At 46.6% G+C, this 12,598-nt stretch carries 11 protein-coding genes, 2 rRNA genes and 2 pseudogenes; 13 read left to right on the forward strand and 2 right to left on the reverse strand.

The window, feature by feature from the left end; translation table 11 throughout:
* From DW830_RS07755 to DW830_RS07795, 9 genes and pseudogenes are all read left to right on the forward strand, one after another.
* Positions 1-155, forward strand: a 23S ribosomal RNA gene (locus DW830_RS07755); the annotation flags it as partial.
* Positions 156-231: 76 nt separating this feature from the next.
* Positions 232-344: ribosomal RNA gene (gene rrf / locus DW830_RS07760) — 5S ribosomal RNA — on the forward strand.
* A gap of 57 nt (positions 345-401) precedes the next feature.
* Positions 402-1,571: a sensor histidine kinase gene (locus DW830_RS07765; RefSeq protein WP_119249483.1), complete on the forward strand. Its 1,170-nt coding sequence runs from the start codon at positions 402-404 to the stop codon at positions 1,569-1,571.
* A gap of 146 nt (positions 1,572-1,717) precedes the next feature.
* Positions 1,718-2,236 carry a YceD family protein gene (locus tag DW830_RS07770; protein WP_089544997.1) on the forward strand — a complete coding sequence of 173 codons (519 nt, stop codon included), beginning with the start codon at positions 1,718-1,720 and terminating at the stop codon, positions 2,234-2,236.
* 29 nt (positions 2,237-2,265) lie between these two features.
* Positions 2,266-2,451: a 50S ribosomal protein L32 gene (gene rpmF / locus DW830_RS07775; RefSeq protein ID WP_006848356.1), complete on the forward strand. Its 186-nt coding sequence runs from the start codon at positions 2,266-2,268 to the stop codon at positions 2,449-2,451.
* Positions 2,451-3,464: a beta-ketoacyl-ACP synthase III gene (locus DW830_RS07780; RefSeq protein WP_089544996.1), complete on the forward strand. Its 1,014-nt coding sequence runs from the start codon at positions 2,451-2,453 to the stop codon at positions 3,462-3,464. Before rpmF ends, DW830_RS07780 begins: the two co-directional genes overlap by 1 nt.
* Positions 3,465-3,585: 121 nt before the next feature.
* A pseudogene (gene era / locus DW830_RS17075) lies at positions 3,586-4,465 on the forward strand (GTPase Era).
* A gap of 149 nt (positions 4,466-4,614) precedes the next feature.
* A pseudogene (gene der / locus DW830_RS07790) lies at positions 4,615-5,926 on the forward strand (ribosome biogenesis GTPase Der).
* A gap of 49 nt (positions 5,927-5,975) precedes the next feature.
* Positions 5,976-6,374: a hypothetical protein gene (locus tag DW830_RS07795; protein ID WP_118312284.1), complete on the forward strand. Its 399-nt coding sequence runs from the start codon at positions 5,976-5,978 to the stop codon at positions 6,372-6,374.
* A gap of 89 nt (positions 6,375-6,463) precedes the next feature.
* Here DW830_RS07795 and DW830_RS07800 read toward each other — a convergent pair whose 3' ends face one another.
* Complete coding sequence (locus DW830_RS07800) at positions 6,464-7,231, reverse strand: ABC transporter ATP-binding protein (protein WP_119249484.1); 768 nt, start codon at positions 7,229-7,231, stop codon at positions 6,464-6,466.
* Between the two features lie 11 nt (positions 7,232-7,242).
* Entirely contained in the window at positions 7,243-7,989 is a 747-nt protein-coding gene (locus tag DW830_RS07805) for an MlaE family ABC transporter permease (RefSeq protein WP_089544991.1), read from the reverse strand.
* Between the two features lie 132 nt (positions 7,990-8,121).
* Here DW830_RS07805 and lptB point away from each other — a divergent pair, with 132 nt between their 5' ends.
* The 4 genes from lptB to clpX all read left to right on the forward strand — a co-directional run bounded on the left by lptB (position 8,122) and on the right by clpX (position 12,588).
* Positions 8,122-8,940 (forward strand): LPS export ABC transporter ATP-binding protein, encoded by an 819-nt coding sequence (gene lptB / locus DW830_RS07810; protein ID WP_089544990.1) that lies wholly within the window; start codon positions 8,122-8,124, stop codon positions 8,938-8,940.
* Positions 8,941-9,103: 163 nt separating this feature from the next.
* Complete coding sequence (gene tig / locus DW830_RS07815; RefSeq protein WP_119249485.1) at positions 9,104-10,462, forward strand: trigger factor; 1,359 nt, start codon at positions 9,104-9,106, stop codon at positions 10,460-10,462.
* Positions 10,463-10,597: 135 nt separating this feature from the next.
* On the forward strand, positions 10,598-11,260 hold the full coding sequence (gene clpP, locus DW830_RS07820) for an ATP-dependent Clp endopeptidase proteolytic subunit ClpP (protein ID WP_089544988.1): 663 nt from the start codon (positions 10,598-10,600) through the stop codon (positions 11,258-11,260).
* 98 nt (positions 11,261-11,358) lie between these two features.
* Entirely contained in the window at positions 11,359-12,588 is a 1,230-nt protein-coding gene (gene clpX, locus DW830_RS07825) for an ATP-dependent Clp protease ATP-binding subunit ClpX (RefSeq protein ID WP_119249486.1), read from the forward strand.
* Positions 12,589-12,598 lie beyond the last annotated feature (10 nt).

A 12,598-nucleotide genomic window follows, 5' to 3' on the forward strand; every position in this document is an offset into this window, starting at 1 on the left:
GATTGGATAAGCGCTGAAAGCATCTAAGTGCGAAGCCAGCCGCAAGATGAGAACTCCATTGAGGGTCGTCAGAGACGATGACGTTGATAGGATGCAGGTGTAAAGACAGTGATGTCAAAGCCGAGCATTACTAATTGCCCGAACACTTTCTTTAGGAAAGTTCATAGTTTCAACTGTATTTTCAGTTCATTATCTTGTTTTGCTTGTGTGCAAATACGTCATACCCCATTATCAGGTGGTTATTGCGGTGAGGTCCCACCTCTTCCCATTCCGAACAGAGAAGTTAAGCTCACTTGCGCCGATGGTACTGCAATGCAATGCGGGAGAGTAGGTAGCCGCCTTCTTTTATCAAGAGCCTCAGATTTCGAAAGATTTCTGAGGCTTTTTTGTATTTTTGCAGTATGAATTGGACAGATAGGATACGACAGGTGAAGATTTACTGGGTGATAGCAGCGGTTTTGATTGCTGTCGCCTCTTTGCTCGTGTCTCATTTCCTGGTGCGGGATCTGGCTCTGGAGGAACGGAATAGGATGGAGGTATGGGCGGAAGCTATGCGCACTCTCAATAAAGCTGATGAAAATACGGATCTGAGTCTGGTGCTCAAGGTAATCAATGAAAATCATAGTATCCCTGTCATCGTGCTCGATGACCAGAATAAGGCTCAAACTTTCAGAAATGTGGAGATTGAGGGTAGGGATGAACAGGATTCCTTGCGTCAGGCTTCTCTTATCGGACAGCGACTGCTGGCTCAGGGCAAGAATATCAAGATAGAACTCGATGACTCTGCCCATGATTATCTGCAGGTGTGTTATGATGAATCGGTGATGATTCGCAGGCTTTCTGTTTATCCCTATATACAATTAGGGGTAGTGCTGCTCTTTGTGGTCATCGCCATCTTTGCTTTGCTTATTTCCAAAAGGGCGGAACAGAATAAGGTATGGGTAGGCCTGTCGAAGGAGACCGCTCACCAGTTGGGGACCCCTATCTCCAGTCTGATGGCTTGGATTGAAATTCTCCGCATGAATTATCCCGATGATGAACTGATTCCTGAGATGAACCAGGATGTCAAGCGGTTGCAGTTGATAGCCGACCGATTCTCCAAGATCGGTTCGCTGCCGGAGCCGGTATCAGCCAGTCTGAACGAGGTGCTGGAGCATGTCATAGCGTATATGGACCGTCGAACCTCCCGGAAGGTGCAGCTGGTGAAGGAAATGCCTTCTCATGAAGTCATTGTCAGGATGAATGCTTCCCTCTTTGAATGGGTGATAGAAAACCTCTGCAAGAATGCCGTTGATGCGATGGGAGCAGAAGGCGGACGGATTACCCTCCGTTTGATGGAAGCTTCTTATCGTGCCATCATTGAAGTAGAAGATACAGGTAAGGGAATCAGGAAGAAGGATTTGAAGCATGTATTCCGTCCCGGTTTTACCACAAAGCAACGTGGCTGGGGACTGGGACTGTCGCTGGCGAAGCGAATCGTAGAAGAATACCATCATGGCAAGATATGGATAAAAAACAGCGAACCAGGCAAGGGTACAACCTTCAGAATTGAACTCAAGATGGAATCCTGAGCCTGAAAAAACCAGAAAACGGCAAATTATCCGAGAATAATCGGTTAATAATGAGAGATTTTAGTGATTTTTACATAAAAAATTATTTTATCTCAAAAATTATTTGTAACTTTGCAGCCCGAAACCAATATGGTATATATTGAATTATGTGTAATATAGAGTCTTTTAAGATTGATTTGAAAGCTTTGCCTCAAGGGGTAACAAACTTGGAGTTTAAGCTAGACGATGAATACTTTCAGGCAATAGACGCTCCTGATATTCAGAGAGGCGAGTTGCAGAGTAGTCTGTCCATCAACAGGACGGACGACTTCTTCGAGCTCAATTTTCACACAGAGGGAGTGGTACACATACCATGTGACATCTGTCTGGATGATATGGACCAGTCCATTGAGACCGATGACAGACTCATGGTCAAGTTCGGAGACGACTACTCAGAAGAAGATGACCTCGTGATTGTGGCCGAGAACGAAGGAATGCTCGATATCTCGTGGTTCATCTATGAATTTATAGATCTTAACATTCCCATCAAGCACGTGCATGCACCTGGAAAATGCAATCCTGCTATGATTGAAATGCTCCAACAGCATTCTGCCGCCCGAAGCGGTGAGGAAGACGAAGAATCTGTAGATCCACGATGGGCAGCTCTTTTAAAATTAAAAAAGTAAAATTCAAAAAATAAAACATTTAAAAAATTATGGCACATCCTAAAAGAAGACAGTCAAAGACACGTACACTTAAGAGAAGAACTCATGATAAGGCAGTAGCTCCTACATTGGCAGTTTGCCCTAACTGTGGTGCATATTATGTTTACCACACTGTTTGCCCAACTTGCGGATACTACAGAGGCAAGGTAGCTATCGTTAAGGAAGCAGCTGAATAATGGGTAAAATCAATGCTGTAATTACAGGTGTGGGTGGATACGTGCCTGACTACATCCTCAACAACGAGGAGTTGTCTCGCATGGTTGATACTACAGACGAGTGGATTACCACCCGTGTGGGTATCAAAGAGCGCCACATCCTTACAGAGGAAGGTCTCGGAACCAGCTACTTGGCACGTAAAGCTGCTAAGCAGTTGATTCAGAAGACTGGCGTGGATCCAGACACAATCGATGCCTTGATTGTGACAACCACCACACCTGACTACAAGTTCCCTTCTACAGCATCTATCGTCCTCGGTAAGCTCGGATTGAAGAACGCTTTCGCATTCGACTTCTCTGCAGCTTGCTGTGGATTCCTCTACACTCTCGATGTTGCGGCAAGCATGATCCAGAGTGGAAGATACAAGAAGATCATCGTCATCGGTGCAGACAAGATGTCTTCACTGGTTGACTATACCGACCGTGCTACCTGTGTGCTCTTCGGCGACGGTGCCGGCGCAGTTCTTGTAGAGGCTACAGAAGAAGAGAATGTAGGTGTTCAGAACTCATACCTTCGTACCGATGGACAAGGCTTGCCTTTCCTCCATATGAAGGCTGGTGGTTCTGTTTGCCCTCCTTCACACTTCACCGTAGATCATCGTCTGCATTATCTTTATCAGGAAGGTCGTACCGTATTCCGTTACGCAGTAACCGATATGAGCAACGACGTGATGAAGATCCTGGAGATGAACAATCTGAAGGCTGATGATGTGAACTGGGTGATTCCTCACGAGGCGAACCTCCGAATCATCGAGGCAGTGACCAAACGTGCAGGAATTCCACTTGACAAGGTGGTAGTAAACATCGAACGTTACGGAAATACCAGTGCTGCTACAATTCCATTGGCACTCTGGGATGCTGAAAGCCAGTTGAAGAAGGGTGACAACATCATCTTCACAGCCTTCGGTGCAGGTTTCGTACACGGTGCCTCTTTCTATAAGTGGGCATACGATGGTGCTGCTTGCGGCAAGTAAGACATATCAAAAATAGGATAGAATAATTATCTATATAAGGAAACGCATCTTTCTTACTTCATCTATAATATAATGAATAAGCAAGGATGCGTTTCTTTAGCTTAAAATCAATTTTTATCGTATGCATAAAGCAGGTTTTGTAAATATCGTGGGTAACCCTAATGTGGGTAAGAGTACGCTGATGAATCAACTGGTGGGCGAGCGTATCAGCATCGCTACCTTCAAGGCGCAGACCACTCGTCATCGTATCATGGGTATCGTGAATACCGATGATATGCAAATCGTGTTTTCGGATACCCCTGGCGTCTTGAAGCCAAACTACAAGATGCAGGAGATGATGCTCGCCTCTCGGAGAGTGCATTGGCTGATGCCGATGTGCTGCTTTATGTTACTGATGTGATAGAGAATCCTGAGAAGAACATCGACTTCCTGGAGAAGGTGAAGAAGATGAAGATTCCGGTGCTCCTGCTCATCAACAAGATTGACCAGAGCGACCCGAAGAAGTTGGGAGACATCGTGGAAAAATGGCACTCGCTGTTGCCGAATGCGAGATTCTTCCTATTTCTGCGAAAAACAAGTTTGGCGTGGATATGCTCCTGAAGCGTATCAAGGAGCTGTTGCCTGAGTCGCCTGCGTTCTTTGACAAGGACCAGTTGACCGACAAGCCAGCCCGTTTCTTCGTATCGGAGATTATCCGTGAGAAGATTCTCCTCTACTACGACAAGGAGATTCCTTACGCTGTAGAGGTGAGAGTGGAGCGGTTCAAGGAGGATGATACCCGCATCCACATCAATGCCGTGATCTACGTAGAGCGTGACTCTCAGAAGGGAATCATCATCGGCCATCAGGGCGTGGCTCTGAAGAAGGTGAACACCGAGAGTAGAAAGGCTTTGGAAAAGTTCTTCGGCAAGAAGATATTCCTGGAAACCTTCGTAAAGGTTGATAAGGATTGGCGCAGTTCTCAGCGAGAACTCGATGCCTTCGGATATAATCCGGAATAACAACTTTCTCCTCCCTGAATGTAATCGAGGGAGTGACTCTCGCCAGAGGAGCGAGGGCCGGAGCAAGGTCAGCTTCGGCAAATTATTAACTTGGATGCAGAGACCACATCCATGATACCTCCTGAAAGGAAGGAGGCGAATGACTATTTATGGCAAATTTAGTAGCAATCGTAGGTCGCCCTAACGTGGGTAAATCTACTTTATTCAATCGTTTGACTCAATCCCGTCGCGCTATCGTTAGTGATACGGCTGGTACTACCCGCGACCGTCAGTATGGTAAGTGCAGCTGGAACGGCAGAGAATTCTCTGTGGTGGATACCGGTGGTTGGGTCGTTAAATCAGATGACATTTTCGAGGATGCTATCCGCAAGCAGGTGTTGGTAGCTACAGAAGAGGCCGACCTGGTGCTCTTCCTGGTAGATGTAAACACCGGTTTGACCGACTGGGATGAGGATGTAGCTCTCATCTTGCGTCGTGCCAAGCTGCCTGTAATCCTTGTTGCCAACAAGGTGGATAACAGTGCTGAGTATTATGAGGCTGCCGAGTTCTACAAGCTGGGCTTGGGTGATCCTCAGTGTATCAGTGCTGCAACAGGTGGTGGTACGGGTGACTTGCTCGACATCATATTGGACAAGCTTCAGGATAATCCAGAGGAGCTATCGAGGAGGATATTCCTCGTTTCGCTGTGGTAGGTCGTCCTAACGCAGGTAAGAGCAGTATCATCAATGCCTTCATCGGTGAGGACAGAAATATCGTTACCGAGATTGCAGGTACTACCCGTGACAGTATCTATACCCGTTACGATAAGTTCGGTTTCGACTTCTACCTGGTAGATACTGCCGGTATCCGCAGAAAGAACAAGGTGAGCGAGGACCTGGAATTCTATTCCGTGATGCGCTCTATCCGTGCCATCGAGAACAGTGATGTCTGCATCCTGATGCTGGATGCTACCCGTGGTATCGAGACCCAGGATATGAACATCTTCCAGCTGATCCAGAAGAACAACAAGAGTCTGGTGGTGGTAGTAAACAAGTGGGACCTGGTAGAGGAGAAGAACCAGAAGGTGATTGATACCTTCGAGAATGCTATCCGCAACCGAATGGCTCCATTCGTGGATTTCCCTATCATCTTTGCTTCAGCCTTGACCAAGCAGCGTATCTTCCGTGTACTGGAGACTGCAAGGAGGTTTACCAGAACCGCAAGGCTCATATCGGTACTTCCAAGCTCAATGAGGTGATGCTGCCTATCATCGAGGCTTATCCACCACAGAGCGTGAAGGGTAAGTATATCAAGATCAAGTACTGTACACAGTTGCCTAACACTACGATTCCATCGTTTGTGTTCTATGCCAACCTGCCACAGTATGTAAAGGAGAACTATCGCCGCTTCCTGGAGAACAAGATTCGTGAAAACTGGTCATTGCATGGTTGTCCAATCAATATCTTCATCCGTCAGAAGTAATTGAAGCGTAATGGATAGGACGCCCTGAAAGGGCAAAAGCATCTATAAAATGAAGAAACTTTTGTTTTTTATGATATTCAGCATGGGGTTGGGACTTTCTTCCTGCAAGGAGGAGAGTCCTGACCCTGGCTATTTGGCAGGTATCGCAGCCAAGGGATATTACGACCTGCTCCTGGAAGGAAAGTATGAGGAGTATGTGGCTGGTTTCAACCAACCTTACCGTATTCCGAAAGGCTATCATGAGCAGCTGGTGCTCAATGCGGAAATGTATGTGGAGCAGCAGCAGAAAGAGCATGCAGGCATGAAGAAGATTGATGTGCTGAATGCCAAGGCTGATACCGCCCGCCATGTGGCAGATGTCTTCCTGCAGGTGGCTTATGGTGACAGTACCAAGGAACAGATTGTGGTTCCGATGGTAGAGGTGAAAGGTGAATGGAAAATGAGATAAGTATCTGATTTCAATAAAAAAAGCTATCTGCTTGCTGGCAGATAGCTTTTTTTATTGAAATCGGATTTGAAACTTTCTGTTTCTCTATTTTATTTCTTCTCTTTCATTTCCACTTCCTTCACCTTTCTGAAGAGGTCGGAAGCGAAGACGAGGTCGTTGAGCTGCTCGTTGGTAGAAGACATCACCTGGTCCTTGTTGCCCTGCCATTCCTTGTGACCCTTGCAGATGAAGCAGATGTTCTCACCGATACCCATCACAGAGTTCATATCGTGGGTATTGATGATGGTTGTCATATTGTAATCCTTGGTGATGCCCGAAAGGAGTTCGTCGATGACGAGCGAAGTCTTTGGGTCGAGACCAGAGTTCGGTTCATCACAGAAGAGATACTTCGGATTCATCACGATGGCGCGGGCGATGGCAACACGTTTCTGCATACCACCTGAGATTTCGCCAGGGTATTTCTGCTGGGCATCAATCAGGTTGACACGGTCGAGACATTCCTGTGCTCTCTTCACGCGTTCCCTGTAATTCATACTTGAGAACATATCGAGGGGGAACATCACGTTCTCCAGCACATTGAGCGAGTCGAAGAGGGCTGCGCTCTGGAAGATCATACCCATCTCGCGTCGCATCATCACCTTCTCCTTCTTGCTCATCTGCACGAAGTCGCGGCCGTCGTAGAGTACCTTTCCGCTGGTAGGTTCGAGGAGTCCGACGAGGTTTTTCATCAACACCGTCTTTCCCGAACCACTCTGTCCGATGATGAGGTTGGTCTTTCCCGTTTCAAATTTCACACTGATATTATCGAGTACGGTCTTGTCGCCGAAAGCTTTTGTAAGATTTTGAACTTCTATCATAGCCAGAGTCTTTAAGAGAGTAATTGAGTAAGGAACACATCCGAGAAGAGGATGAGAACGCTGGAGCAAACCACGGCATCGGTGGAAGCTTTACCTACCTCTACCGAACCACCTTCCACGGTGTATCCAAAGTAGGAGGAAACACTGGAGATGATGAATGCGAAGAAGAGACTCTTGATGATACTCATCCACACAAACCACTGGTTGAAGGAATGCTGGAGTCCCAGGGTAAGGTCATCCGGCGGGAGAATATGTCCGATGAATGCCGTACCGTATGCACCGATGATGCCCATCAGTGATGAGAAGATGACGAGGAAAGGCATGATGGTAACCAGACCGAGAATCTTTGGCAGCACCAGATAGCATGCAGAGTTGACACCCATGATGTCGAGTGCGTCGATCTGCTGGGTTACTCGCATGGTACCCAGCTCGGAAGCGATGTTGGAACCCACCTTTCCGGCAAGGATGAGACACATGATACTGGAAGAGAACTCCAGCAGCATGATTTCTCGGGTGGTATAACCCGAAACCCATCGAGGCATCCATGGACTCTGGATGTTCAGTTTCATCTGGATACAGATGACTGCACCGATGAAGAATGAGATGAGGAGTACGATGCCGATGGAATCGACTCCCAGCTGCGACATTTCCTTGATATATTGCTTGAGGAACATGCGCATACGTTCTGGTCGCGAGAAAGAGCGACCCATCAATATCAGATATTTACCGAAGGTGGTAAGCCATTTTTCTATTATCATGTCAATATTCTATGAATTTTGCTGCAAAATTAAGCAAAATCCTCTAAAAAACTGCAATATTATGAATAGTTTTAGTTTTTTAAGGTGATATTTCCCCATTTTTTATTATTTTTGCAGTCAAATTAGCTAATTATGGACGAAATAATGAATTCAGAGCAGCAGTCTTCTGACGGCAGATTAGTGCTGCGAACAGAAGGACTGGTAAAGCGCTATGGCAAGCGAACCGTTGCCAATGGTGTAACGATCAATGTAAAGCAAGGTGAGATTGTAGGCTTGCTCGGACCTAATGGTGCGGGTAAGACTACTTCATTCTATATGACCACCGGACTGGTGGTACCTAATGAGGGACATGTATATTTGGGTGATCAGGAAATTACCAAGTTTCCTGTGTATAAGCGTGCCCGTGCCGGCATCGGCTATCTGCCACAGGAGGCGAGCGTATTCCGCAAGATGAGTGTGGAAGACAATATCATGTCGGTGCTTGAGATGACCGGCAAGCCAAGAGCCTATCAGCTTGAGAAACTGGAGAGCCTGATCAAGGACTTCGACCTGCAGAAGGTGCGCAAGAACCTGGGCGACCAGCTTTCCGGAGGTGAGCGCCGAAGAGTGGAAATCGCACGTTGTCTTGCCAACGATCCTAAGTTCATCATGCTCGATGAGCCATTTGCCGGAGTCGATCCTATCCAGGTAGAGGAAATCCAGCATATCGTATGGAAACTGAAGTACCGCAACATCGGAATCCTCATCACCGACCACAATGTGGATGAGACACTTACCATCACCGACAGAGCCTATCTGCTCTTCGAAGGCCGTATCCTTTTCCAGGGTACTCCGGAGGAGCTGGCAGAAAACAAGACAGTGAAGGAGAAGTACCTTACAACCAGCTTTGTGCTTAGAAAGAAGGACTTCCAGCTGCTTGATGAGCAGAAAAAAGCAAGAGATAAGGAGTAATTAGGTTAAAAAAACAAATTTTTCTCTTATATATTAGGTATATCGGCTAAAAATGCGTAATTTTGCAAGCCGATTGTGTAAAAGGCTTGTCCTGGATCGTCAGGGAGAGCCTGGACCAATTGAATAAGATAATAATTAATAATAATAAAAATAAAAAATCAAGATGAAAGTTTCATTTGAAAATCCTGACAAGATTAATGGTCTTATGACTCTCGTTGTAGAGGAGGCAGACTATAAGAACGAAGTCGAGAAGACATTGAAAGATTACCGTAAGAAGGCTAATGTTCCAGGTTTCCGTCCTGGTCAGGCTCCTATGGGTATGATTAAGCGCCAGTTCGGTGCATCTGTAAAGATGGAGGCCATCAACAAGCTCGTTGGCCAGGAGATTTACAAGTATGTACAGGACAACAATATCCAGATGCTCGGCGAGCCTCTTCCATCAGAGAAGCAGGAGCCAGCTGACTTGGAGAAGGACACAACCTTCACATTCATGTTCGACATCGCTGTTGCACCTGAGTTCAAGGTTACTCTCAACGGTCGCGACAAGGTTGATTACTATAACATCAAGGTTGACGATAAGATCCTCGACCAGCAGGTAGAGATGTACGCTCAGCGTGCAGGCAGCTACGAGAAGGGCGAGAAGTATGAGGAGAACGACCTTTTGAAGGGTGATATCCGTGAGCTCGACGAGAACGGTAACACCAAGGAAGGTGGTATCACTGTTGAGGGTGCTATCCTGATGCCTAGCTACATCAAGGTAGAGGAGCAGAAGAATCTCTTCAATGACGCTAAGGTGGGTGATGTAATCACTTTCAACCCTAAGAAGGCTTACCCAGAGAACGATACTGAGGTTTCTTCTCTCTTGAAGATCGAGCGTGAGGCTGTTGCTGACCTGGAGTCTGAGTTCAGCTTCCAGATCACAGAGATCCAGCGCTTCAAGAAGCACGAGGTTAACGAGGAGCTCTTCAAGCAGGTATTCGGTGAGGATACTGACGTGAAGGATGAGGCTGCTTTCCGTGCTAAGATCGCTGAGGGCTTGCAGGAGCAGTTGGTTAACGACTCTGACTACAAGTTCATCCTCGACGTTCGCGAGCACTGCGAGAAGAAGGTTGGCGAGTTGGCATTCCCAGATGCACTCTTGAAGCGCATCATGTTGGCTAACAACAAGGATAAGGGTGAGGAGTTCGTAGAGAAGAACTACGACCAGAGCATCAAGGAGTTGACATGGCACCTCATCAAGGAGCAGCTCATCAAGGCTCAGGATATCAAGGTGAACGACGAGGATATCAAGGAGACCGCTAAGGAGGCAGCTCGTGCTCAGTTCGCTCAGTATGGTATGACAAACATCCCTGAGGAGTATATCGAGAACTATGCTAACGAGATTCTCAAGAAGGGTGACTCTGTTGACGCATTGGTAGATCGCTCTATCGACCGTAAGTTGGCTACAGCTCTCAAGAGCGCTGTTAAGCTCAACGAAAAGGAGATTTCTGTAGAGGATTTCAACAAGATGATGCAGGAATAACACTTTTTTGAAAAAAAACTTCAAATAAATACGAGGTTATCGACTTTTTTTATTATCTTTGTTCCACCGAATGAGATAATGAGGTCGATAACCTCGTTTTTTGTTCCTTATTTTGAAGAAAAAAGTAATATAGATATGAACGATTTTAGAAAATATGCTACCAAGCATCTTGGTATGAATGGGATGGTGCTTGACGACGTGATGAAGTCGCAGGCTAAGTATTTGAACCCTTATATCTTGGAGGAGCGTCAGTTGAACGTTACCCAGATGGACGTGTTCTCTCGCTTGATGATGGACCGTATCATCTTCCTGGGTACAGAAATTGATGATTATACTGCCAACACCTTGCAGGCACAGCTGCTCTATCTCGACTCTGTAGATAGCGGCAAGGATATTTCCATCTATCTGAACAGTCCTGGCGGTAGCGTTACTGCCGGTCTGGGTATCTATGATACCATGCAGTTTATTACCAGCGATGTTGCTACCATCTGTACAGGTATGGCTGCTTCTATGGCTGCCGTATTGCTCGTTTCAGGTCAGGAAGGCAAGCGTTCTGCCTTGCCACATAGCCGTGTGATGATTCACCAGCCATTGGGTGGTGTTCAGGGTCAGGCTTCTGATATCGAGATTGAGGCTCGTGAGATCCTGAAGATGAAGAAGGAACTCTATACCATCATCTCTGAGCATTCTCATACTCCATACGACAAGGTTTATGCTGATAGCGACCGTAACTACTGGATGACTGCCGAGGAAGCAAAGGAGTATGGTATGATTGATAATATCCTGGTACGTAAGTAACGGGACGGTATATCAAGATTGCTATATATAATATAAGGTATATATAATATTAGGGTATATATATAATAAGGTATAAAGAAGAAAAAGGAAAAGACATTATGCCAAAGAAAGCATGTAGTTTCTGTGGAAGAAGCGAGAATGAAGTGAAGTTGTTGATCACAGGTATCAATGGCTTTATCTGTGAGGAGTGCGCTAAGCAGGCATTTGAGATTGTGCAGCAGACTGGCGTGTTGGCTCCAAAGGGCGATGGCGCGAAGTTTGCCTTGAAGCAGGTGCCAAAGCCGGTGGAGATCAAGGAATATCTCGATGAATATATCATCGGACAGGAACATGCCAAGCGTCATCTTGCCGTTGCTGTCTATAATCATTATAAGCGTCTGCAGCAGCCAGAGGATAAGGAAGGCGTGGAAATCGAAAAGAGTAACATCATCATGGTGGGTAGTACCGGTACCGGTAAGACTTTGCTGGCACGTACCATAGCCAAGTTGCTCGATGTGCCTTTCACCATCGTGGATGCTACGGTATTTACCGAGGCTGGTTATGTGGGTGAGGATGTGGAGAGTATCCTTTCCCGTCTGCTCCAGGTAGCCGACTATAATGTGGAGGCTGCCCAGCGTGGTATCGTCTTCATCGATGAGATTGACAAGATTGCCCGCAAGAGCGACAACCCATCTATCACCCGCGACGTAAGTGGAGAGGGTGTACAGCAGGGACTTTTGAAACTCCTGGAGGGAACCATGGTGAACGTACCGCCAAAGGGTGGACGCAAGCATCCTGATCAGGATTACATCCATGTGGATACCAAGAATATCCTCTTTATCTGCGGTGGTGCCTTCGACGGTATCGAGCGCAAGATTGCTCAGCGCCTGAACACCCACGTGGTAGGCTATAACTCAGTACAGAATGTTGCCAAGGTAGATAAGAAGGATCTGATGAAGTACATCCTGCCACAGGATTTGAAGTCATTCGGTCTGATTCCAGAAATCATTGGTCGTCTGCCTGTGCTCACCTATCTCAATCCTTTGGATAGAGATGCGCTGCGCAAAATCCTGGTAGAGCCAAAGAACTCTATCGTGAAGCAGTATATGAAGCTCTTCGAGATGGATGGCATCAAGCTCAGCTTTACAGAGGAATCACTCGACTTCATGGTAGATAAGGCTGTGGAGTATAAGTTGGGCGCCCGTGGACTTCGTTCTATCGTAGAGGCAGTGATGACCGATGCGATGTTTGAGGTACCATCCAAGAAGATCAAGAAGTTTGAAGTGACATTGGATTATGCTAAGGGACAGCTCGACAAGGCTCATCTTGGACAGCTGGAGTCAGCGTAAGGATGATTCC

Origin of the sequence: Prevotella sp. AM34-19LB (assembly GCF_003468525.1) — a bacterium.
In the GTDB taxonomy this organism is placed as follows: domain Bacteria; phylum Bacteroidota; class Bacteroidia; order Bacteroidales; family Bacteroidaceae; genus Prevotella.